The sequence below is a fragment of the Agathobaculum massiliense genome (assembly GCF_900291975.1).
GTDB lineage: Bacteria > Bacillota > Clostridia > Oscillospirales > Butyricicoccaceae > Agathobaculum > Agathobaculum ammoniilyticum.
In genome coordinates, this window is the sequence record NZ_OMPN01000001.1 from 949312 (window position 1) to 972592 (window position 23281).

21 protein-coding genes and 2 pseudogenes are annotated in these 23281 nt (G+C 48.3%); all 23 read left to right on the plus strand.

Annotated features, from left to right (window positions below):
- Positions 1–381 precede the first annotated feature (381 nt).
- The 23 genes and pseudogenes from DBQ51_RS04965 (at position 382) to DBQ51_RS05075 (ending at position 23236) form a co-directional block, all read left to right on the plus strand.
- Positions 382–1617, plus strand: a complete 1236-nt coding sequence (locus DBQ51_RS04965; protein ID WP_055163297.1) for a hypothetical protein — start codon at positions 382–384, stop codon at positions 1615–1617.
- 60 nt (positions 1618–1677) lie between these two features.
- Positions 1678–2298: a CHC2 zinc finger domain-containing protein gene (locus DBQ51_RS04970; protein WP_055163298.1), complete on the plus strand. Its 621-nt coding sequence runs from the start codon at positions 1678–1680 to the stop codon at positions 2296–2298.
- Positions 2299–2314: 16 nt separating this feature from the next.
- Positions 2315–3580, plus strand: a complete 1266-nt coding sequence (locus DBQ51_RS04975; protein ID WP_227589489.1) for a virulence-associated E family protein — start codon at positions 2315–2317, stop codon at positions 3578–3580.
- Between the two features lie 252 nt (positions 3581–3832).
- Positions 3833–4021 carry a transposon-encoded TnpW family protein gene (locus DBQ51_RS04980; RefSeq protein WP_055163299.1) on the plus strand — a complete coding sequence of 63 codons (189 nt, stop codon included), beginning with the start codon at positions 3833–3835 and terminating at the stop codon, positions 4019–4021.
- Between the two features lie 30 nt (positions 4022–4051).
- Positions 4052–4855, plus strand: a pseudogene (locus DBQ51_RS04985) (VirD4-like conjugal transfer protein, CD1115 family); the annotation flags it as partial.
- A gap of 12 nt (positions 4856–4867) precedes the next feature.
- A complete protein-coding gene (locus DBQ51_RS04990; RefSeq protein ID WP_002304332.1) occupies positions 4868–5188 on the plus strand; it encodes a hypothetical protein in 321 nt (106 codons plus the stop codon).
- A gap of 5 nt (positions 5189–5193) precedes the next feature.
- Positions 5194–5586, plus strand: a complete 393-nt coding sequence (locus DBQ51_RS04995; protein WP_002304334.1) for a helix-turn-helix domain-containing protein — start codon at positions 5194–5196, stop codon at positions 5584–5586.
- Positions 5587–5669: 83 nt separating this feature from the next.
- Positions 5670–5885 (plus strand): Maff2 family mobile element protein, encoded by a 216-nt coding sequence (locus DBQ51_RS05000; RefSeq protein ID WP_002576404.1) that lies wholly within the window; start codon positions 5670–5672, stop codon positions 5883–5885.
- 25 nt (positions 5886–5910) lie between these two features.
- Entirely contained in the window at positions 5911–6777 is an 867-nt protein-coding gene (locus DBQ51_RS05005) for a VirB6/TrbL-like conjugal transfer protein, CD1112 family (RefSeq protein ID WP_002304374.1), read from the plus strand.
- A gap of 17 nt (positions 6778–6794) precedes the next feature.
- Complete coding sequence (locus DBQ51_RS05010; protein WP_002304375.1) at positions 6795–7229, plus strand: PrgI family protein; 435 nt, start codon at positions 6795–6797, stop codon at positions 7227–7229.
- A complete protein-coding gene (locus DBQ51_RS05015; protein ID WP_002588967.1) occupies positions 7189–9576 on the plus strand; it encodes a VirB4-like conjugal transfer ATPase, CD1110 family in 2388 nt (795 codons plus the stop codon). Before DBQ51_RS05010 ends, DBQ51_RS05015 begins: the two co-directional genes overlap by 41 nt.
- Before the next feature lie 3 nt (positions 9577–9579).
- A complete protein-coding gene (locus DBQ51_RS05020) occupies positions 9580–11316 on the plus strand; it encodes a C40 family peptidase (RefSeq protein ID WP_002304377.1) in 1737 nt (578 codons plus the stop codon).
- A gap of 14 nt (positions 11317–11330) precedes the next feature.
- Positions 11331–11588 (plus strand): DUF4315 family protein, encoded by a 258-nt coding sequence (locus tag DBQ51_RS05025; protein WP_002304378.1) that lies wholly within the window; start codon positions 11331–11333, stop codon positions 11586–11588.
- A complete protein-coding gene (locus DBQ51_RS05030) occupies positions 11578–12261 on the plus strand; it encodes a DUF4366 domain-containing protein (RefSeq protein WP_002578950.1) in 684 nt (227 codons plus the stop codon). Before DBQ51_RS05025 ends, DBQ51_RS05030 begins: the two co-directional genes overlap by 11 nt.
- A 151-nt stretch (positions 12262–12412) precedes the next feature.
- On the plus strand, positions 12413–13645 hold the full coding sequence (locus DBQ51_RS05035) for an ATP-binding protein (protein WP_002304383.1): 1233 nt from the start codon (positions 12413–12415) through the stop codon (positions 13643–13645).
- 177 nt (positions 13646–13822) lie between these two features.
- Positions 13823–15220: pseudogene (locus DBQ51_RS05040) on the plus strand (DNA topoisomerase); the annotation flags it as partial.
- Positions 15221–15270: 50 nt separating this feature from the next.
- Positions 15271–17133: a DUF4368 domain-containing protein gene (locus DBQ51_RS05045; protein ID WP_107630934.1), complete on the plus strand. Its 1863-nt coding sequence runs from the start codon at positions 15271–15273 to the stop codon at positions 17131–17133.
- A gap of 186 nt (positions 17134–17319) precedes the next feature.
- A complete protein-coding gene (locus DBQ51_RS05050) occupies positions 17320–17634 on the plus strand; it encodes a hypothetical protein (protein WP_107630935.1) in 315 nt (104 codons plus the stop codon).
- An 84-nt stretch (positions 17635–17718) separates the two neighbouring features.
- Positions 17719–18279 (plus strand): RNA polymerase sigma factor, encoded by a 561-nt coding sequence (locus DBQ51_RS05055; protein ID WP_107630936.1) that lies wholly within the window; start codon positions 17719–17721, stop codon positions 18277–18279.
- The gene (locus DBQ51_RS05060; protein ID WP_107630937.1) at positions 18276–19124 is read left to right on the plus strand and encodes a hypothetical protein; all 849 of its coding nucleotides are present in this window, start codon (positions 18276–18278) and stop codon (positions 19122–19124) included. The genes DBQ51_RS05055 and DBQ51_RS05060 overlap by 4 nt, the downstream gene beginning before the upstream one ends.
- Before the next feature lie 152 nt (positions 19125–19276).
- A complete protein-coding gene (locus DBQ51_RS05065) occupies positions 19277–19570 on the plus strand; it encodes a DUF3847 domain-containing protein (RefSeq protein ID WP_008982219.1) in 294 nt (97 codons plus the stop codon).
- A gap of 233 nt (positions 19571–19803) precedes the next feature.
- Positions 19804–21318, plus strand: a complete 1515-nt coding sequence (mobQ, locus tag DBQ51_RS05070; protein WP_107632130.1) for a MobQ family relaxase — start codon at positions 19804–19806, stop codon at positions 21316–21318.
- Positions 21319–21334: 16 nt separating this feature from the next.
- Complete coding sequence (locus DBQ51_RS05075) at positions 21335–23236, plus strand: AAA family ATPase (protein ID WP_107630938.1); 1902 nt, start codon at positions 21335–21337, stop codon at positions 23234–23236.
- Positions 23237–23281: the final 45 nt, after the last annotated feature.

Genomic DNA, 23281 nt, shown 5'->3' on the forward strand with positions numbered 1-23281 from the left:
GCTTTGCTCATTTGCAAAGCGGATGTGTCGGAAACGGCATATCCGAAAAGTGGAGAAATCCGATTTGACGAAATTGGACTTCTCCATTTTTTTGTGAAAGTCTCCGATGGAGAGTTTCGCAAAAACCGATGGACTGCAAATGTCGGCAGCTGACGATGTGAAGCAGTTTATCGGGCAGGAGTACAGAGGGCGGCAAGCCCTTTGTGCATGGGTACAGGGAATGCAATATCCCTGTGCAGGTCAAGGGCGGCAGCCTTGCCCAGTTAAGTGGCGTTTCGCCACTTAGTACTGGGTATTACTTGTCGCAAAATTGCAGCAAGGATGGCAGCTTCGCTGCCCCTTTCCCCTGCGGGGAAAATCTGAACGGAGGTTAGAAATGGTTTGAAATTAACAAGACACAACGGTCGCTCCGGCAAGCATGGCACTTACAACCCGAAGCACAATGACCGCACTTTTGATGTGAGCAACAGCGAACACATTGACGAAGAACGAGCCAAGCACAATGTCTATTGGGACTGCTTCAACGGCTATCGCACCTTTGCAGAGAAGCAAGTCCAGAGCGAGCTTGCAGACACTTTCGAGGAAGTGGAGGAACTGTTCTACTCCGCAAAATACGGTGCTTATGTCGAAGCACAGAACGCCAGAAACGATAAGAACAGGCACTCGGAACGCAACCGCACCACAACGGATTTGCTTAAAGACAAAAGGACTTGCCCGGAGGAAACCATCTATCAGATCGGAAAGATGGGCGACCATGTTTCGCCTGATGTTCTGCTGAAAGTCGTGACGGATTTCTTCGTGGAGATGGAACGGCGTTTCGGCTCTCATGTTCACATTCTGGATTGGGCATTACATCTGGATGAAGCGACACCGCACATTCAAGAACGCCATGTATTCGACTGTGAAAACCGCTACGGCGAGATTTGCCCACAACAGGAAAAGGCACTTGAAGCATTAGGCTTTGAACTGCCAGACCCCACCAAGAAGCAAGGCAGACACAACAACCGAAAAATGACTTTCGATTCTGCCTGTCGTGCCATGCTCTTTGATATTGCAAAAAGGCATGGTCTGCATTTGGAGCAAGAGCCGGAATATGGAGGGCGAGCCTATCTTGAAAAACAGGACTTCATTCTTGCCAAACAAAAAGAGCAGTTGGAGGTACAGGAGCAGAGATTAGAGGAACTGACTTTGAAAATCGAGGATGTGGAAACGCTGATTGATGATGTTGCCGATATTGCCTATGACAAGGCGGTGGAGGTCGTGACAGATACAGTCAGAGTGGAAACCCACAAGGAGGACATTCGGCTGATTGAGGAAACAAAGACATGGCTTCAATCGCCGGAACGCAAAGCACCGAAGAAAGAGCGTGACTATGCAATCAGCCGTTTGGATGGCGTGATTGGCAAAATCAAAAATGCCATGCAGTCTGCATTGCAGAAAATCCAGTCCAGACTTCTTTCGCCGGAGGTCAAGAAAACGAGCAAAGAGCAGATTAAGGAAAAGGTCAAGCCCTCCATCCTTGCCAGACTTGAAAGAAACAAGGAACTGGCAAAACAGGAAAATGAAGCGAGACGGAGCGAACACCGTCCGCACAAAAAACAGAATATGGAGCTTTAAGGCACTTGCCATTTTCGATTTGAGAATGACAGGTGCTTTTTCCATTTTGGGAGGTTGATAATGAATGTATTTGAAGCAGTAAAGCAGTCGGTCACGACAAGGCAGGCGGCAGAGTTTTACGGCTTTCGTGTAAACCGAGCCGGAATGATAGCCTGTCCGTTTCACAATGACCGCACACCGAGCATGAAAGTGGATAAGCGTTTTCATTGTTTCGGCTGCGGTGCGGATGGGGATGCCGTTGACTTTGTTTCCCGACTGTTTGAATTGCCGAGCAAAGAAGCCGCTATGAAACTGGCTGACGATTTCGGTATCGCTTATGACCGAAACGGCAAGCCGTCCATCGTGGCAAAAATCCGAGAGCCTACCGCCAAACAGAAGTTTGAAGCGGAGGAAAAACGGTGCTTTCGTGTGCTGTCCGATTACTTCCACAAGCTCCGAGCGTGGGAAAAGGACTATGCACCGAAGCAGCCAGAGGACGAATGGCATCCGCTATTTACAGAAGCCTTGAACAAGAGAGATTATATTGAATATCTCCTTGATATTTTGATTGACGGAACACTTGAAGATAGAAAGGCACTTGTAGCCGAGCAAAGAAACGAGGTGATGAAACTTGAACGAAGATTTGCAGACAGCCGCCAGAGAGGAAATTCGAGACCGATTAGAACTGACACAGCAAGGTAAGCCTGCGAATACCGCCATGAATTACAAGACGGTATTTCAGAATGACCCTCTACTGAAAGGTGCTATCCGCAAAAATCTGTTGACGGAACGCACCGACATTGTAAAGCCGCTTGGTTGGTATCGTGAAAGCTCCACTCTGACCGATGTGGATATTAAATATCTGCTTCTCTACTTTGAAGAACACTACGGCTTGACGGTTGAGAAGAAAATCGAGGATGCCGCATTGGTTATTGCCAACGAAAACCGCTACCACCCTGTCTGCGATTTTCTGAACGGCTTGGAGTGGGACGGACAGGAACGCATACGCTTTTGTCTGCACCGCTTTCTTGGGTCGGATGCCGATGATTATACCTATGAAGCCTTGAAGCTGTTTCTGCTTGGGGCAATCAGCCGAGCCTTTAAGCCGGGGTGCAAGTTTGAAGTCATGCTATGCCTTGTCGGAGGGCAAGGAGCCGGAAAGTCCTCTTTCTTCCGTCTGCTTGCGGTCAAGGACGATTGGTTTACCGATGACCTTAAAAAGCTGGATGATGAAAATGTGTACCGCAAAATGCAAGGGCATTGGATAATCGAGATGTCGGAGATGATAGCCACAGCCAATGCAAAGAGTATTGAGGAAATCAAGTCCTTTTTGAGCAGACAGAAAGAGACCTACAAAGTCCCCTATGAGACACATCCGGCAGACCGCAAGCGACAATGCGTGTTTGGCGGTTCGTCAAATACTCTGGACTTCCTACCCCTTGACCGCACAGGCAACCGCCGTTTCGTGCCGGTCATGGTTTACCCCGAAAGAGCCGAGGTGCATATCCTCGACAATGAGGAAGAATCCAGAGCCTACATTCATCAGATGTGGGCAGAAGCAATGGCGATCTACCGAAGCAGAGACTTCAAGCTGCGGTTTAGCCCGACAATGAATGAGTATCTGAAAGCACATCAAAGGGAGTTTATGCCGGAGGACACCAAAGCCGGACAGATACTTGATTATCTGGACAGCTACACAGGCAATGCCGTCTGCTCCAAACAGCTTTACAGAGAAGCATTGGGGCATGAGTATGACGAGCCGAAGCAATGGGAACTGCGAGAGATAAACGACATTATGAACAATGTTGTCAAAGGTTGGAAGTCTTTCAGCAATCCGAGACACTTCCCGAAGCCGTATCTTCGTCAGAAAGGTTGGGAGCGTGAGTTGCCCGACAACGGAGAAGCTGACAACGGAGACGGAAGATTTATTCCTCTCTCCGATGCGGAGCTTGAACAGATGGAACTGCCGGAGGGATGGCGATAGAAAATTGCTATCCTGTTGTCAGCTTGTTGCCGAGCCGGTTGTCAATCCCGTTGTCGGGCAAAATCCGAAAAAGCCTTGTCAAGACTGGACTTTTCTCTCTCTGACAACCTTGACAACCAAGATTTCAAAGAAAAAGTAAATAGTAAGCAATAAGAGCCGCCCGATAAGATAAAAGGTTTTTGAATGTCCGTTGTCAGGACTTCGTTGTCAGCCTTTCCTTGTCGGGCATTTTTCATTCACAGGAGGTATTGAATGACAGAAAACAGAAACACAGCAGCACAGACCACCACCCAGCACACCGCACCCACCGTCAGAAAGCAGATAAACGGCACGACCTATATCGTCCGTGTCCACTTCAACGAGAACGCCAGAGAGACAATGGAGGACAAAATCAAGCGTCTGCTTCGCAACGAGATTCAGCAAAATGTAACTTGTTTGTGAATTTGATGAAAAAGTCCTTGACTTTTCGTCTCTGGCAAGACCGCTAAGTCGATTTTGATTTCCTGCGGCGCTCGTCTGGCTCCTTTTGATATTCAGGAGGTCAGAGATGTGACTGCCTATGACGAGTTGCAGTTGGATACTCTCGGAGATAAGAAAACGGCGCTCTTTCTGATTATGTCAGATACGGATGCGACGTTTAATTTTTTGATCTCCATGATTTACACACAGCTGTTCAACTTGTTGTGCGAGAAAGCAGATGATGTGTACGGCGGCAGACTGCCGGTTCATGTGCGCTGCTTGATTGATGAGATGGCAAACATCGGTCAGATTCCCAATCTGGAAAAACTGGTAGCGACAATCCGAAGCCGTGAAATATCGGCTTGCCTTGTTCTCCAGGCACAATCACAGCTGAAAGCCATTTATAAAGACAATGCCGATACCATCATCGGCAACATGGATTCCCGAATTTTCCTGGGTGGTTCTGAGCCAACCACGCTCAAAGAACTGAATCAGGCATTGGGAAAAGAAACTATCGACACCTACAACACCTCCAACACCAGAGGTAACAGCCCGTCTTACGGCTTGAATTATCAGAAGTTAGGCAAAGACCTTGCGAGCGTAGATGAGCTTGCGGTTCTGGATGGCAGCAAGTGTATTTTGCAGTTGCGTGGTGTCAGACCGTTTCTTTCTGACAAGTACGATCTGACGCAGCACCCCAATTATAAGTACACATCAGACTTTGATAAGAGAAATGAGTTCAACATTGAGCAGTTTCTGAGTCGAAGGTTGAAGCTCAAGGCAGGTGATGAGTTTGTGGTAGTCGATGCGGATTAAGGAGGTTTCTGTTTGGAAAATCTGAAAACGGTATCTGCCCTGGTTAAGAACATCTTGGAACACGACCACAAGGCAAGAAATACCGACAATCATTTGTACCTGATGGTACTGGAACACTATTCCGGTCTGCGTGGCATCGACATTCATGCCATGACGGTTCCTGTGTTTTTGAAGGAACTGGATAGACGCAGCTTTCCGGGGTTTGAAACTGTCCGCAGAAGCAGACAGAAAGTGCAGGCAACCTACCCTGACCTTGCTCCCAGTGAAGCCGTAGGCAAGCGCAGAGCAAAAAATGAGGTTGTATATCGAGAATTTGCAGAAAGCGAGGTGTAAAAAAAATGACTTGGTGGATCACGGATACCTCTATTGGGCAGCGATTGAAGTTCGTTAGACGATTTCGCCGCCTTACCCAGAAAGAGCTTGGACTCCTGATGGGGTATTCCGAGAAAACAGCGGATGTCCGTATTGCTCAGTATGAGAAAAACGCTCGAACCCCTAATGCAGAAACCACAGCGAAACTCGCAGAGGTTCTGAAGGTTTCACCTGTCGTTTTTTCACCGACAATCTGTGCTTCTCGTGAAGATTTGTTGCAGTCAATGTATTGGCTGTTTCTTATGAAAGGTGGTGGTGATATATATGATTGTGAAACTGAATATGCAAGAAGCAGAATGGAACAGAAACTTGGCGTGATAACCGTCGAGGAGTTCCTTGAAAAGATTCTCGTAAACTAAGCCTTCCGTCCGGTTTTGATGCCGGTAGTACGGAGGGCTTTTTCTATTCTCAAAACAATTTCAAATTTTAGGAGGAAAATATTATGGCATTTTTCAATAGCGCAGTAACCGTTCTTCAGACTCTCGTTATCGCTCTGGGCGCAGGTCTTGGCATCTGGGGTGCAATCAATCTGCTTGAGGGCTACGGCAACGATAACCCCGGCGCAAAGTCCCAGGGCATGAAGCAGCTCATGGCTGGCGGCGGTGTTGCCCTCATCGGCACCACCCTTGTACCTCTGCTCTCCGGACTGTTCGGTTAATCACAAAACAAGGAGGTAATCGCCTTTGGACAGCATACTCCAACAGATCACAGACTGGCTGAAAGAAATGCTCGTTTCAGCTATTATGGGAAATCTGTCGGGGATGTTTGAGTCCGTCAACAACCAGGTTGGCGAGATAGCAACCTCCGTTGGCATGACCCCGGCGAATTTTTCGCCGGGTGTCTTTGCCATGGTACGAAACATCTCCGAGTCAGTGATTATCCCAATCGCAGGCTTGATTCTGACCTTCATTGCCTGTTATGAGCTAATTCAGATGATTATTGACCACAACAATCTGGCAAATTTTGAAACCTGGATCTTCTTCAAATGGGTGTTCAAGACTTTTGTTGCGGTCATGTTAATCACAAACACATTCAATATCACGATGGCTGTGTTTGATGTGACACAGCACGTTATAAACGCAAGCGCCGGTATCATATCCGGAAATACTGCCATAGATGCTTCGGCATTGGAAACAATGGAAGAAACGCTGATGGCAATGGATTTGGGTCCTTTGCTCGGCTTGTTCCTGCAATCCTTTATCGTGCAGGTCACGATGTCCGCTTTGGCAATCATCATCTTTGTGATCGTCTACGGTCGAATGATTGAAATTTATCTGATGGTCAGCCTTGCCCCGATTCCGCTTTCCACTTTTGGAAACAGAGAACAGAGCAATATCGGACAGAATTATCTGCGTTCGCTGTTTGCAATCGGATTCCAGGGATTCCTGATTATGATCTGCGTGGGCATTTATGCGGTGCTGATTCAGTCTATCGCATTCAGTGATGACATCATCGGTTCTATCTGGGGTGTTATGGGCTACACCGTCCTTTTGTGCTTCACCCTGTTTAAGACTGGTTCGCTTGCGAAGGGTGTATTCAGCGCTCACTAAGGGAAGGAGGAAATTGTTTGGCAGCGTATATTCCCGTACCTCGTGACCTGACGAGGGTAAAAACAAAAGTGTTCTTCAATCTGACGAAACGGCAGTTACTTTGCTTTGGTGCGGCGGCGCTCATCGGAGTGCCGATTTTCTTTCTGGTCAAAGCAACCGGAAATGTGAGCCTTGCAGCACTGTCCATGATGATCGTCATGTTACCGTTGTTCTTTCTGGCAATGTATGAAAAGGATAGTCAGCCGTTGGAAGTGGTTGTAGAACACTTCATTCAGACCAAATTCGTTCGTCCCAAGGTTCGCCCTTATCAGACGGACAACTATTATGACGCTTTGATGCGTCAGTACAAACTGGAAAAGGAGGTTGAACGAATTGTTTTTCAAAAAGAAGCCACAGGCAAGAAACATCAAAATGCCTGCAAATCTGAATCGGAAGCAGCAGCGAGAAATTAAAGCTGTTGTGGAACGGGCAAAGAAGGACAACGGTATTCCGCAGACTGCACAGCAGTCCATTCCCTTTCAGAGAATGTTCCCGGATGGCATCTGCCGTGTCACTGACAGTTATTACACCAAGACCATTCAGTTTCAGGACATCAACTATCAGCTGGCACAGCAGGAAGATAAGACTGCCATCTTCGATGAGTGGTGCAGTTTCCTGAATTTCTTTGACAGCTCCATTCACTTTGAGCTTTCCTTTATGAACCTGAGTACCGATGCTGAAAGCTTTGAAAAGAGTATCCGTATCCCGTTCAAGAAGGACAGCTTCAATCCCGTCCGTGCCGAGTATAGCCAGATGCTGAAAAAGCAGTTGGCGCAGGGCAACAACGGCTTGACCAAAACCAAGTACCTGACATTCGGCATTGAAGCCGAATCCATGCGGCAGGCAAAGCCGAGACTCAACCATATCGAAAACGATCTGCTCAATAACTTTCGGCGTTTGGGTGTCATTGCCACTACCATGAACGGCAAAGAGCGGCTGCATCTGATGCACTCTATGTTCCACATGGGTGATAATGATAAGTTCTTCTTCGATTGGAAGTATCTTGTGGAATCCGGGCTGTCCGTAAAGGACTTCATTGCTCCGACGGCGTTTGCCTTTAAGACCAACCGCACCTTCCAGATGGGCAGTATCTTCGGTTCGATGTCTTATCTGGCAATTACGGCATCAGACCTGTCTGATCGTATGCTGGCGGATTTTCTGGATATGGAATCCACGCAGATCGTGACCATGCACATCCAGTCGGTTGACCAGACTGCGGCGATTAAGACCATCAAGAGAATCATCACCGAGCTTGACCGTTCCAAAATCGAGGAACAGAAAAAGGCTGTGCGTTCTGGCTATGACATGGACATTATCCCATCTGACCTTGCTACCTATGGTAAAGATGCGAAGTCACTTCTGAAAGAATTGCAGAGCCAGAATGAGCGAATGTTCATGGTGACATTTCTGGTGCTGAACACCGGGCGCACCGAGCAGGAACTGGAGAACAATGTGTTCCAGGCACAGAGCATCGCCCAGAAGCATAACTGCAATCTGCGTCGTTTGGATTTTCAGCAGGAATCCGGACTGATGAGCAGCCTGCCTTTGGCACAAAACCTGATTGAGATTCGTCGTGGCCTGACTACCAGTTCCACGGCTATTTTTGTGCCTTTCACCACGCAGGAGCTGTTCCAGAATGGTGGAGAAACGCTCTATTACGGGCTGAATGCTCTGTCGAACAACCTTATCATGGTGGACAGAAAGAAGCTCAAGAACCCCAACGGACTGATTCTGGGTACTCCCGGTTCCGGTAAATCCTTTTCCGCAAAGCGTGAAATCACCAATGCGTTCCTGGTTACGGATGACGATATTATCATCTGCGACCCCGAAGCGGAATATGCGGCTCTGGTTCACAAGTTCAATGGTCAGGTGGTAAAAATCAGCTCCTCCAGTACCAACTATATCAACCCTATGGACATCAACCTGAACTACTCTGAGGATGACAACCCGGTAGCACTGAAAGCTGATTTTATCCTGTCCCTCTGTGAGTTGATTATGGGCAGTAAGGATGGCTTGCAGCCTATCGAAAAGACGGTTATCGACCGTTGTGTGCATCAGATTTACCAGAGATATTTCGACAATCCTGCCCCTGAGAATATGCCGATCCTTGAGGATTTGTATGATGCCCTTCTGAAACAGGACGAAAAGGAAGCCCACCATGTAGCGACCGCCTTGGAAATCTATGTTAAGGGTTCTCTGAAACTGTTTAACAACAGAACCAATGTGGATATTCAGAATCGTCTGGTGTGCTTCGACATTAAGGAGCTGGGCAATCAGCTGAAAAAAATCGGTATGCTGATCGTTCAGGATCAGGTCTGGGGGCGTGTAACTGCCAACCGTTCTGCCGGTAAATCGACCAGATATTATATTGACGAGTTCCATCTGCTTCTGAAGGAAGAACAGACGGCAACCTATTCCGTAGAAATCTGGAAGCGATTCCGTAAATGGGGCGGCTTGCCGACCGGTATTACTCAGAATGTCAAAGACCTGCTTCGTTCCCCGGAGATTGCCAACATCCTCGAAAACTCTGATTTCATCTATATGCTGAATCAGGCAAGCGATGACCGAAGTATTCTGGCACAGCGGTTGAACATTTCGCCGCATCAGCTGTCCTATGTAACCAACTCCGGTGAGGGCGAAGGACTTCTGTTCTATGGCAATGTGATTCTGCCGTTCATTGACCGATTCCCGACAGATCTGGAACTGTATCGCATTATGACCACGAAGTTAAACGAGGTGGCACAGGAAAAGGAGGCGTAATGTATGGCGAAAAGACCTACACGACTCCGTTTTACCGAAGATGACCTTGCAGATTCTCATGTGAAGAAAGCTGCCGACCGTGCAGATAAGGCGGTTGATAGGGCTGAAAAAGCGGCAGACAAATTGGCTTCTAAAAAGGCAAAGCCGAAGCTAAAGCTGGAAACAGATGCAGCCGGTTCCCGTAAAGCAAAGCTCCGTTTTGAAAAAGCGGAGTTTACGGAAATCGAGCGCCCATCTGTGGCAAAGCACATGGCAAGCCGTGGTGCCGCAGTCACGCTCACATCCAAAGCACATCGGGCGGTGTCAGAATATGAGGATGATAATATCGGCGTTCAGGCTGTGCAGGAAACGACCAAGGCTGTTGAATCCACTGTCTATACCGTCGATCATGCCGTTTACAGTCACAAGCTGAAAGCCTACGACAAGGCGGAAAAGCTGGTTGAGAAGTCAGATAAAGCAAATGTAAATGCCCTGTATGAGAAGTTCAAAAAGGACAACCCCGATGCCGGTTCCAATCCCTTTTCCCGTTGGCAACAGAAAAGGGCAATCAAGAAAGAATATGCTGCCGCCAAAGCCGGTAAGAATACCGCTTCGACAACGGCTTCTGCATCTAAGGGTGCAGGCAAGGCAACGGGCAAAGCAGCTCAGGGAGCCAAGAACATCACAGAAAGAGTAACGGAGTTCTGCACCACACACTCTAAAACGATTCTGTTTGTTTTGATTGCCGGACTGCTTTTTATGATACTCTCAGGGATGTTCTCGTCTTGTTCGGCTATGTTCCAAGGCGGCACACAGATCATTCTGGGAACTTCTTTTACTGCAAAAGAGGAAGATATTATTGGTGCGGACAATGATTACAAGGCTTTGGAAGCTGCGCTCCGCAATAAAATCAATAATATCGAGCGTACTCATAGCGGATATGACGAGTACCGGTATGACCTTGATGAAATCAACCACAATCCTTATGAGCTGGCGGCGTATTTGACGGTGAAGTTTGAGGATTACACCAGAGATGAGGTGCAGGCTACCCTGCAATGGCTATTTGAGCAACAATATGAGCTGACCCTGACGGAAGTAGTAGAGATTCGTACACGAACAACATCTTCTACTGATCCCGAAACGGGAGAGACAACAACAGAGGAAGAAGATTACGAATATTATATTCTGAATGTGAAGCTCAGAAATAAGGGCTTGAACAGTGTGATTTCAAATTCCGGCTTGTCGGAAGATGATATGGAGCGATATAGAATTTTGCTTCAGACAAGGGGCAACAGACCGGATATTTTCGGAAATGACATTTACGCCACCCCTGGCGGCGAGTACACCGATTATGATATTCCGGGCGAAGCGCTGACAGACACAAGATTTGCCAATATGATTCGGGAAGCTGAAAAATATCTGGGATACCCGTATGTGTGGGGCGGCAGCAGCCCGTCTACCTCCTTTGACTGCTCCGGATTTGTTTCCTATGTAATCAATCACTGCGGAAACGGTTGGAGTGTTGGTCGTTTGACCGCAAACGGTTTGATGGGCGTATGCGACATTATCCCGAAAAGCTCTGCCAAACCGGGAGATTTGATTTTCTTCCAAGGCACTTATGATACCTCCGGTGCATCACACGTTGGTATCTATGTTGGCAATGGTATGATGATCCACTGCGGAAACCCCATTTCCTACGCTTCTATCGAATCGAATTACTGGCAACAGCATTTTTACTGCTTCGGCAGAATCAGAAACTAAAGGAGGGATGGCGATTGAGTGCCAAGTTAGACAGAATAGGTGCAGACCTTGAAAAAGCCCGTAAGAAACGGGCAGAATGGGATGCTAAGGTGAAAGACCTGGAACGCAGATACCGTGAGGAGGAAAATTCCGAAATCCATGAGATGGTTCATGCTGCGAACCTGAATCCCGAACAGCTTTCCGAGCTGCTCCGTATGTTTGCTGCGGATATGGCTCCGAAGCCTGATACGATCAATACTATGAATGAGGAGGAAACGCAGAATGAGATTTAAGAAAATTGGAGCCGCATTGCTGGCGTGTGCAATGTGTTTTGGCGTGTTTTCTACAACGGCATTTGCCTATGTAGATGAAAGCGTAGCGACTGAAGAACCTGCGGTCGAAGAAAAAGTTCCCGAAACAGAGCCGGAGGAGCCGATGCTACCGCTTACTCCCGACGGCAATCTGACTTTGGTTGATGACGCTGGCTCGCCTACGAAAAGCGGAAAGCAGTTCATTACCGCTGTAACCAAAAACGGAAACTACTTCTATATCATCATTGACCGTGATGATAAGGGCGAGGAAACCGTGCATTTTCTGAATCAGGTGGATGAAGCCGACCTGCTCAAGCTGATGGACGAGGAAGAAGTTGCAGAGTTCACCAAGCCGGTTGAGGAAACAAAGCCGGAAGTAGTTGAAACAGTTCCTGAAATTACAGAACCGACACCGGAGGAAAAGCCGAAATCCACAAATATGCTCCCGGCGATTCTTACTCTGATTGTGCTTGCCTGTGGTGGTGGATTCTTCGTATTTAAGAAAGTCCAGGAAAAGAAGAAGGCACAGGAAGCGGCAAAGCCTGACCCAGATGCTGATTATGTGGACGATGACGAGGACTATGGGTACGATCCGGAGTTTGAGGACGACGATGAAGATAGCTCCGTCGATGAAGATGATAATGAACCTGTGTAAACAGGATAGGCTTGATGCCTGGGGCAGCCTTCGGGTTGCCTTTACATAGTTTCCGCTTTCAAAAAATAAAAAAATTTGCGTTTTTGAAAGTGACATCTTGCATATACTATTAGCAGACAGTATAATAAGTACAGCGAAGCGGTTTCGAGAAATGAAAAAACTTCAATTTTTGAAAGCGGGTGACTATATGAAAACAATCACGAGAGCAAAATATCTCGATAGAATCATTGAACTGAATGGTACTCCTGACATCAAGATCATCACGGGCATTCGTCGATCTGGTAAGTCCAAATTGATGCAGGCGTATATTGCGTATCTGAAAAGCAATTTTGAAAACATCAATATTATCTTCATCGACTTCATGGATTTGGCGTATGAAGAAATCAAGGAATACCATGCCTTACACGCCTATGTGGAAGAACATTATCAGGAAGGAAAAACGAACTACCTGTTTGTAGACGAGGTTCAGATGTGTCCCAAGTTTGAGTTGGCAATCAATAGCCTGTACTCTAAGGGAAAATACGACATCTATGTAACAGGCTCTAATGCTTTCCTGTTGAGTGCAGATCTGGCAACTCTGTTTACCGGACGCTATATTGAAATTCATGTGTTTCCTTTCAGCTTCCAGGAATATTGCCAGTATTATGATGATATTAGTGACAAAGATAAGCTCTTTGATGAGTACGCTATCAAGGGCGGTTTAGCAGGTTCCTATGCTTATAGAACCGAAAAAGACAGAACAAACTATATCAAAGAGGTCTACGAAACGATTGTTACAAGGGATTTGGTACAGAAATATACTCTCCCGGACACTTTGGTTTTACAACGTCTGAGCGAGTTCCTTATGGATAATATCAGCAACCTGACTTCTCCGAATAAGGTCAGTCAGCTACTGACAGCAAATGAGACTCCAACCAATCATGTAACCGTCGGCAAGTACATTAAGTATTTGTGCAATGCTTTTGTATTTTATGATATTAAGAGATATGACATCCGAGGTAAGAAATACCTTGAAAGCTCTGAAAAGTTCTATTTGTGTGACAGCGGTATTCGATATGCAATACTGGGAAGCAGAAATATAGACTATGGCAGAGTATATGAAAACGTTGTTTGTATCGAGCTTCTTCGCCGTGGATATGATGTCTATGTCGGCAAGCTCTATCAAAAGGAAATCGACTTTGTTGCTCAGAGAGGTAGCGAAAAGATTTATATTCAGGTCAGCGACAACATTTCCGGGCAGGAAACATTTGAGAGAGAATGCTCTCCTCTGCTTCAGATTCGAGACGCTTATCCGAAAATGATTATTGCCAGAACCAAACATCCCCAATATAGCTATGAAGGAATCGAAATTCACGATATAGCCGATTGGTTGCTACAAGAATAAGCAAGGTGAAATATCTCCGTCATTCTCTTTTGAAATGATGGAGATATTTTTATTATGACGGAGATTGTAGAACAGAAAATTGTATCAGGTTGCAAAAATCCTTTCCGAACTTTTTACATAGCAGTCATGCACTACGGTGTGTGGCTGCTTATTTTTTTGTGAAAGGAGCAGATGCAAATGAAATTAGTTTTGGCTGAAAAGCCTTCGGTTGCACAGAGTATTGCCAAAGTGTTAGGTGCTGCCAAGCGTGAGGATGGCTACTTAGAGGGAAACGGATATGTGGTCAGCTGGTGTGTAGGGCATTTGGTGGAGCTGGCACAGCCGGAAGTCTATGATGCGAAGTACAGCAAATGGGCTTATGCAGACCTTCCTATCTTCCCGATGGACTGGCAGTATGAGGTTTCTGCCGGTACGAAAAAACAGTTTGGGATTCTGAAAAAGCTCATGGCCAGAGAAGATGTTGCGAGTCTTGTGTGTGCAACAGATGCCGGTCGTGAGGGCGAGCTGATCTTTCGGTTGGTGTACCACAAAGCCGGGTGCAGAAAGCCGTTTGAGCGGCTTTGGATTTCCTCGATGGAAGATGTAGCAATCAAGGAGGGCTTTGAAAATCTCAGGTCTGGAACGGAATATGATGCTTTGTATGAAGCAGCACTGTGTCGAGAACGAGCCGACTGGATTGTTGGTATTAACGCTACTCGACTTTTTTCGACCCTTTACGGGCAGACCCTGAATGTTGGTCGTGTTATGACCCCTACCCTTGCTATGGCTGTTATGCGAGAAGCTGCCATTTCCGCATTCAAGCCTGAACTGTTCTACACAGTTCAGATTGGATTGGATGGTTTTACGGCTGCAAGCGAACGCTTCAAAACCAAGGCAGCAGCCGAAGCTGTCAAACAAAGCTGTTCGGTGGCAATCGTTCAGAAAGCTGAATGTAAGGAGAAAACAGAAAAGCCGCCTGCGCTCTATGACCTGACCAGTTTACAGAGAGAAGCCAACCGTGTGCTTGGCTACACGGCACAGCAGACCTTGGACTACACGCAGAACCTCTATGAAAAGAAACTGGTCACTTATCCCCGTACCGACAGCAGGTTTCTGACGGAAGATATGGCACATAGCCTGACCGACCTCGTAAAGCTGGCTTTCCACACATTCCCCGTGGAGGATGTGGATAACATACCAGTTCATGCAGAGCAGGTTGTGAATAACAAAAAGGTCACAGATCACCATGCCATCATTCCGACCAGAGAATTGCAGAAATGCAATCTGAGCGAACTTCCCAAGGGTGAACTTGCAATTTTGCAACTGATCTCGAATCGGTTGTGCGTAGCTGTTGGCGATCCGCACCGATACGCAGAGACAGTTATTGAGCTGGACTGTGGCGGTACCGTGTTTTCCACCAAAGGCAAAACTGTTGTGCAGGATGGATGGAAAGCTCTGGTTCAGAAAAATGATTCGACAAAATCCGACGAAAACGTGCAGACACTCCCTTCTGTTTCCGTTGGTGACGAAATGACCGTCAGCGGCACGGAAATCAAGGAAGGGAAAACATCTCCCCCTAAACACTTTACCGAAGATATATGCTGTGAAAGGGGGATAAGAAATCACCCATAGAAAGGAGCGTTCCCATGAAACCCAAGAAATTAGGCAACGGTAAAATCACCGCCCTTTATGAGAGATTGAGCCGTGACGATGACCTCACAGGTGATAGTAACAGCATTATCAATCAAAAGAAAATGCTGGAGGACTATGCGAAAGCCAACGGTTTTACGAATTGCGTCCACTTCACAGATGATGGTTGGTCTGGTGGAAGTTTTGACCGCCCAAGTTGGAAGCGCATGATTGAGGGCATTGGAAAAGGCGAAATCGCTGCTGTCCTTGTTAAAGATTTGAGCCGCGTCGGTAGAGATTATTTACAGGTGGGCTTTTACACCGAAGTGATGTTCAGAGAGAAAGGTGTGCGGTTTGTTGCCATTACCAACGGAGTAGATAGCGACAAACGGGAAAGCAGCGAGTTTGCACCCTTTTTGAACATTATGAACGAATGGTATATTCGTGATTGCAGCCGTAAGATAACCTCTGTTTTACGGGCAAGAGGTATGTCCGGCAAGCACACAAGCAACCACTGTATCTACGGTTACAAGAAAGACCCCAACGACAAAGACCATTGGATTATCGACGAGGAAGCTGCCGAAGTAGTACGCCGGATTTATCGCATGGCCATTGAGGGAAAAGGCCCGTATGAAATTGCCCGCATATTGGCAACGGAAAAGGTTGAGCGCCCCTCTTACTATCTTGCACAGCGCGGTATGGGAAACCATCAATCAAACTACAATGCCGCAGACCCCTACACATGGCGCGGCGGTACAGTTGCCGACATACTCTCCAAGCAGGAATATATGGGGCATACGGTAAACTTTCGGACTTATAAGGAGAGCTATAAAGATAAGCGCGTCAAAATGACCCCCAAAGAGGATTTAGTCATTTTTGAGAACACACAAGAAGCTATCATCGACAAGGAAACATGGGAACGCGTACAAACTCTACGGAAAACCATTCGCCGGACAGACAGCATAGGAAAGGCCAATCCACTAACCGGCTTGATGTTTTGCGCGGATTGCGGTGCAAAGATGTATAACCACAGGGGCAAGGCCGGAAACGCGCGTGACTGGGCGGGCAGACCCAACGGGAAAAAGCGTCCGGAACGTGACGAGTACAACTGTTCCCGTTATGATTTGGGCAACCAGCATTATGATAAATACTGCACGACGCACCTTATTCGTACTGCTGTTGTAAACGAGCTTTTGTTGGAAGCCATCAAGGGCGTTTGTGACTATGCGTTGAACAATGAAGCTGAGTTTATGGCACAGGTCTGCTCCGCTTCCGAGGACAGGCAGGAAAAAGCTGCAAGATCCATTCGCCAGCGGAAGCAGCGCAACGAGAAGCGTACCGATGAACTGACCCGCCTAATCCGAAAGCTCTATGAGGACAATGTAAGTGGCCGACTTTCCGATACCCTTTTTGAACAAATGCTCAGAGATTTCGAGGCCGAGCTAAGCGATTTGACAGAAATCGTTTCCCAAGACCAACAGGAACTTGAACGCATAAGCAGGGAAACCATCAACGCCGAAAAGTTTCTTTCCCTTGTCAGAAAATATACAGACTTTTCCGAGTTGACCCCTGCCATGATAAATGAGTTTGTAGAAAAAATCCTCGTCCACCAAGCCCAGGGCAAAGGAGCAAGCAGAATACAGGAAATTGAAATTTTCTTTAATTTTGTTGGTAAGGTGGACATCCCTCACAAGGAAGTGGAACTGACCGAGGAAGAAAAGGCCGCGTTAGCGGAACAGGAACGCCGCCGAGCGAAAAAAGCAGAGTACAATCGACGCTATATGGAAAAGAAACGCAGGCAATGGAAAGAGCAGCAGGAGCAGGAGCAAGCCGAGCAACTGCCCCTTGCCGCCGAACAGAAAGGAGAACACATAGCATGAGCTAATTTATGTTTGACGGTCAAGAGCCGGAAAAAACAGAAATCTTGCGATAGGAACCGCCCGGACGAGGAATGGTTCACCGGGGCGGTTTCTATTTGAAAATCCTCATTTTCCCCAAGTCAAGAGCCGGGAAAAACACCCGAAAAATGCCCCTATTGCGTAACAGGGGCGCAGAAAGGAGAGTTTATGAGAACAGGGCTTACGAAGCAGGAAAAGACCACCGATATATGGTTTGACGAGAAAGACCCCCTTATCCATATCCGCACACACAACACCGACTTAAAGAAGCGGCTTGCCGCCTACTCCGGACAGCACCCCGACCAGTGCCGCCAGACCGACGCAGACCCCGAAACGGGCTGCATGGAGTTTGATATTGCAAAGGGGCGTTTCTCTTTCCGTCTGACCGCCCCATACAGTGAGGAACGGAGGAACGCCGCCAGCAAAGCGGCAAAGAAACATTCCGGCAACTTGACACACCCTATTCAAAAAGATGTGCTATAATTTTTTTGAAAAAGTTTCGGATTAGATGTAGTATTTGCCGCTGAAACCGTAGTACATAGGTGAAGCCCGAAAGGAGGCGGTGAGATGATAGACGACGAAAAAATCATAGAAATGCTTTTTGGACGTTCAGAACAAGGCATACGAGAGCTGGATATAAAATACGGAAAGGTCTGCCACAATCTTTCCTACCATATCGTAGGCAGCAGACAAGACGCGGAGGAATGTGTAAACGACGCTTATTTAGGCGCATGGAACGCCATTCCCCCGGCACGACCTAACCCGCTGCTATCTTATCTTGTTAAAATCGTTCGGAACATTTCACTCAAAATCTATTGGAGAAAGGAAGCAGCCAAACGGAGCAGCCATTACACGATTGCTTTGGAAGAAATTGAAGCCTGTATAGCAGCCCCGAATACAGTAGAAGCAGAAATCGAAGCCAAAGAGTTAGCCCGTATCATTGAAGCATTTTTAGACACGCTGACTACCGAAAACCGCGTTATTTTCATGCGCCGCTATTGGTTTTCCGACAGCTATAAGGACATAGCCGAGTTTATGGGGCTTTCAGAAAAAAACATTTCTGTCCGGCTGACCCGTATCCGCGAGAAGATGAAGCAATATTTGATTGAAAGAGAGGTATTCGTATGAATGCAAAGAAGTTTTCCGACGCTATGAGCGAGCTTGACACAAAATATGTCGATGAAGCTCTCAACTACAAGAAGAAAGCCAAAAAGCCCATTTGGGTAAAGTGGGGGGCTATTGCAGCTTGCTTGTGCTTGATGATACCATTGACCGCATTTGCCGTTGATATAATTCAATATAATGCAGCGGTTGATTATCTCAATTCTCTCGGCATTGCTGTTGAAGATTTGAGCGACTATTCTCATAAAGAAATAAAAGAAGCTGCAAAAACGATTGACGCAGGAGAAAGCAACCCGTTGACTGAAGAAATTCTTAGTCTAATACCAGAAAACAAAGAACCGCTCGATACACCGACGCAGGTAACATCTGAGCAAATTAAAGAACTAACACCGACCATGACAAGAGAAGATGTTCTTTCTCTTTTAGGTGACACACAAGATGTTGGCTCAGGCATTTATATATATCTTTACGAAGTAGACCAACAATACCTGCTGCGTATTCCTTTTGCAAGCGATGAAGCACAATTAGGTGTAACAGGAGAAGATTTGCTAAAGGCATTGGTTCCCATTTCTGGAGATATTGCTCCTATGGTCTATGTAAATGATACGCTTTATCAAATCGTTGACTCTCAACCCAACTTCGCAGATGAAAAAAGTTCTTTCAATTTGTTAGGAAAAATCGAAAACACAGTTAGTTCTTCGGAAGAACCAAAAGAAAATTTCCAAGCAAATGATGATATTGTAGGGGCTGCGGTTTATCAGTACGGCGATAACATTGTCGTTGAGTTTGATGGAAAATACTGGTTATATGAACGCTATCATAACACAGACTTTGACGGAAACTCAGACTGATATGCCCCACGCCCAAACAAGCCATACTTCTGATGAAAAAGTATCCGAACAAAACCTTCTTGCAAAGTAAATAAGTTTTCTATTTTACAAGGGCAGCCGAGAAAATCGACTGTCCTTTTTCTATGCTTATGAGCAGAAAGGAGCGCCCAACCATGACAAAGCCAAGAGAGAAAACCCGCGAGGAGTTGCAAGCCGAGATTGAGGACGGAAAGAAGAAAATCCGGCAATTTGAGAACCGGGAAAAGATGTTGCGTCAGAAGCTATCCAAAGAGGAACGCAGAACGCGCAGCCACCGCCTTATCGTCCGGGGCGCAGTCTTTGAAAGCATTGTGCCGGAAGCAAAGAACATGACCGACGAGGAAGCCGCAGCACTTCTTAGGCTCGCCTTGACGAGTGAACCAGCGCGGGAATATCTGAAAAAACGAGCCGAGGGAGCGACAAGCTGAAAATCCCTTAGGCACTAAGGGCGCACTTATACACCCTTACGGGCGTGTGCGCTCTGCCGAGGGCTTATCTCCGCACAGGGAGATTTCCCCGCACTCCGATATGGCGGCTTTGCCGCAACAAGGGGCTGCACCCCTTGCGCCGCTTTGCGGCTATCCCTGCACACCCACAAAAACAGTACACCCGCCGTTGGCGTCTGTACCATTTTTGCGGGTTTTATTATCCTATCCGGGAGGTGATACCCATAGCCATTTACCATTGGAACGTCGGCATTGTGAGCCGAGGAAAAGGCAAATCAGCCGTTGCCGCAGCCGCCTACCGAAGCGGCGAAAAGCTGACAAACGAGTGGGACGGAATGACCCACGACTACACCCGCAAAGGCGGCGTTGTCCATACCGAAATCATGCTGCCGCCCCATGCCCCGCCCTCTTTCTCTGACCGTTCTACCCTATGGAACAGCGTGGAGCTTTATGAGAAAGCCGGGAACGCCCAGCTTGCGCGTGAGATTGACGCAGCACTCCCCATAGAATTATCACGAGAGGAACAGATCCGGCTTGTCCGGGAATACTGTTCCTCTCAATTTGTTTCCAGAGGAATGTGTGTGGATTTTGTTATCCACGACACCAACAGCGGCAACCCCCATTGTCATATTATGCTTACCATGCGCCCCCTTGACGAGCGCGGCGCGTGGGCAGCGAAATCCAAAAAGGAATATGACCTTGACGAAAACGGCGAGCGTATCCGCTTGCCAAGCGGCAGATATAAGACGCATAAGGTTGACCTCACGGGCTGGAACAGCCAAGAAAATGCGCTTGTTTGGCGCAAGGCATGGGCTGATATTTCAAACGACTATCTTGAGCGTGCCGGAAGCCTGGAGCGTATCGACCACCGCAGTAACGCCGAGCGCGGCATTGACGAGATACCCACCGTCCACATGGGCGTGGCGGCTTGCCAGATGGAGAAGAAAGGTATCGCCACCGAGAAAGGCGAACTGAACCGCAGTATTCAAAAGACAAACCGCCTTATCCGGGAAATCCGGGCGCAGATTAGCAAGCTCAAGGAATGGATTGCCGACCTGTTCAAAGCGCGGGAAACCGCCCCGGAACAGCCGCCGCAATCTCCCAACCTTGCAAATCTGCTGATGAAGTATTTGAGCGTTCAGAGAGAAAAGAGCCGGAAGTATTCGCAGCGTTGGCAACAACAGCACACAGCCGATGAACTGAAAACCATAGCGGCAGCGGTCAACTATCTTTCCGAGCATGGTATCTCTAATCTTGATGAACTGGACGCTTCCCTTTCCTCTGTCAGCGATAAAGCCTATTCAATCCGGGCAGGAATGAAAACCGCCGAGGAACGCATGAAGAAGCTACAAAAGCTAATTGAATACGGGAAGAACTACACAGAGTACAAGCCCATTCACGATGAACTGAAAAAGCTGCAAAACGGCTGGACAAACAAGCGCGACAAGTACGAGGAAGCCCACCGCGCCGAGCTGACCCTATGGAACGCAGCAAGCCGCTATCTCCATGCAAATCTGCCGAAAGGAACAAAGACCTTGCCTATTGCGGAATGGGAACAGGAATATGCTGACCTCAAAACACAGAGGGACAGCGATTATACCAAACTGAAAGATACCCGCACCAATGTTTCAGAGCTTCAAAAAATCCGCAGGTGTGTGGATATTGCACTCCGCGCCGACCAACCGGAGCAGACGCAGAGCCGCACCAAGCGGCATGATATAGACCGCTGAAAGGAGTTGAACTTTTATGTATTACACCCAAGAACAGATAGACCGCGCCAACCAAGCCGACCTTGTTTCTTTCCTGCAATCACAGGGCGAGCAGCTTACCCGTGCCGGAAATGAATACCGCTGGAAGCGGCACGACAGCCTGACCGTCCGGGGAAACAAATGGTACAGGCACAGCCAGAGTAAGGGCGGTGCACCCATTGATTTTGTCATGGAGTTTTTCGGCAAGAGCTTCACCGAAGCCGTTGAACTGCTGACAGGCGAAAAAGGAGCCGCCCCGCCGCCGGACAGACCAAGCCCCGCGCCCCTATCCGACTTCCGACTGCCACCCCGCAGCACCGACAACCGCATAGCGAGGAACTACCTCACAGCAGCCCGCCGCATTGATGAAGATGTGACGGGCTTTTTCTTTTCCACCGGGGATATTTACGAGGAAGCCGCCTACCACAACGCCGTATTCGTAGGGCGGGACGAGGACGGAGTACCACGCTACGCCCACCAGCGCGGCACAGCCGGGAGCTTCCGGCTTGATGTGAAAGGCAGTGACAAAGCCTTTAACTTCTGCTACCGGGGCGAGGGCGAAAGATTGTTTGTCTTTGAAGCCCCGATAGACCTGTTATCTTTCCTCTGCCTGTTCAAAAAGGACTGGCAGAAACAAAGCTACCTTGCACTGGGCGGCGTGGGAGAAAAAGCCCTGCTGCGTTTCCTTTCTGACCGTCCGAACATCAAGACCGTGTACCTCTGCCTTGACAGCGACCAAGCCGGAAGCGACGCTTGCAGCCGCCTTGCGGAGTTTGTGCTGGAGGGCTTGACCGTTCACCGCCTTGTGCCGCTTTACAAGGACTGGAACGAGGTATTGCAGCACCGGGCAGAAATCGCGGACGGGAAGTATATCCGTGAAGCGATTTACGGCTTGAAAGAGCCGCCGCAGGAAGAAACCGTTGAGATTATCCGCATGAGCGAGGTTGACACGCAGACCGTTGAATGGCTATGGGAGCCGTATATTCCCTTTGGGAAAGTAACCATTGTGCAAGGCAATCCCGGCGAGGGCAAGACCACCTTTGCCCTACGCCTTGCCGCCGCCTGCACCACCGGGGGAACGCTGCCGGGAATGAAGCCCTTGCCGCCATTCCAAGTGATTTACCAGACCGCCGAGGACGGGCTGGGCGATACCGTCAAGCCTCGCTTGATAGAAGCAGAAGCAGACCTTGACCGCGTGCTTGTGATTGATGAAGCCAAGCGGGAGCTTACCCTCTCCGATGAGCGCATAGAAAAGGCAATCACGCAGAACGGAGCGCGTCTGATTATCCTTGACCCCATACAGGCGTACATGGGCGAAAAGACCGACATGAACCGAGCAAACGAAGTGCGCCCCATGTTCCGCCGCCTTGCCGATGTTGCCGAGCGTACCGGGTGCGCCGTTATCCTTATCGGACATCTCAACAAAGCTGCCGGAGGGCAGAGCGCATACCGGGGCTTAGGTTCTATCGACTTCCGCGCCGCAGCAAGGAGCGTCCTGCTGATCGGGCGCGTGAAGCGAGAACCGAATGTGCGCGTTATCGTCCATGACAAATCTTCCCTTGCGCCGGAGGGCAAGCCCGTTGCCTTTTGCCTTGACCCGGAAACGGGCTTTTCGTGGATAGGCGAATACGACATCACCGCCGACGAGCTGCTGTCCGGCGCGGGCGGCAACACCGCCACCAAGACCGAACAGGCGGAACGGCTGATACTTGACCTGCTTGCAGACGGGAAAGAGCTTGCCAGTGAGGACATTGTAAAAGCCGCAGCCGAAGCCGGAATATCCGAAAGGACGGTACAGAACGCCAAGCGCAACATGGGCGGCATTTTAGGCGCAAGGCGTGTCGGCGGTCAATGGTACAACTTCATCAAGAAGAAGCAGCCACCCGAACCCGCAAGCTGAAAGTGCAAAACGCAGACCCTTTGCGCTTTGCACTTTCGCACTTTC

Excerpts from the sequence above, each read along its gene's own strand:
- DBQ51_RS04970 (WP_055163298.1), top strand. The coding sequence starts at position 1,678 with ATGAATGTATTTGAAGCAGTAAAGCAGTCGGTCACGACAAGGCAGGCG.
- DBQ51_RS04975 (WP_227589489.1), top strand. The coding sequence starts at position 2,315 with ATGAATTACAAGACGGTATTTCAGAATGACCCTCTACTGAAAGGTGCT.
- DBQ51_RS04980 (WP_055163299.1), top strand. The coding sequence starts at position 3,833 with ATGACAGAAAACAGAAACACAGCAGCACAGACCACCACCCAGCACACC.
- DBQ51_RS04995 (WP_002304334.1), top strand. The coding sequence starts at position 5,194 with ATGACTTGGTGGATCACGGATACCTCTATTGGGCAGCGATTGAAGTTC.
- DBQ51_RS05000 (WP_002576404.1), top strand. The coding sequence starts at position 5,670 with ATGGCATTTTTCAATAGCGCAGTAACCGTTCTTCAGACTCTCGTTATC.
- DBQ51_RS05015 (WP_002588967.1), top strand. The coding sequence starts at position 7,189 with ATGCCTGCAAATCTGAATCGGAAGCAGCAGCGAGAAATTAAAGCTGTT.
- DBQ51_RS05020 (WP_002304377.1), top strand. The coding sequence starts at position 9,580 with ATGGCGAAAAGACCTACACGACTCCGTTTTACCGAAGATGACCTTGCA.
- DBQ51_RS05030 (WP_002578950.1), top strand. The coding sequence starts at position 11,578 with ATGAGATTTAAGAAAATTGGAGCCGCATTGCTGGCGTGTGCAATGTGT.
- DBQ51_RS05035 (WP_002304383.1), top strand. The coding sequence starts at position 12,413 with ATGAAAAAACTTCAATTTTTGAAAGCGGGTGACTATATGAAAACAATC.
- DBQ51_RS05045 (WP_107630934.1), top strand. The coding sequence starts at position 15,271 with ATGAAACCCAAGAAATTAGGCAACGGTAAAATCACCGCCCTTTATGAG.
- DBQ51_RS05050 (WP_107630935.1), top strand. The coding sequence starts at position 17,320 with ATGAGAACAGGGCTTACGAAGCAGGAAAAGACCACCGATATATGGTTT.
- DBQ51_RS05055 (WP_107630936.1), top strand. The coding sequence starts at position 17,719 with ATGATAGACGACGAAAAAATCATAGAAATGCTTTTTGGACGTTCAGAA.
- DBQ51_RS05060 (WP_107630937.1), top strand. The coding sequence starts at position 18,276 with ATGAATGCAAAGAAGTTTTCCGACGCTATGAGCGAGCTTGACACAAAA.
- DBQ51_RS05065 (WP_008982219.1), top strand. The coding sequence starts at position 19,277 with ATGACAAAGCCAAGAGAGAAAACCCGCGAGGAGTTGCAAGCCGAGATT.
- DBQ51_RS05075 (WP_107630938.1), top strand. The coding sequence starts at position 21,335 with ATGTATTACACCCAAGAACAGATAGACCGCGCCAACCAAGCCGACCTT.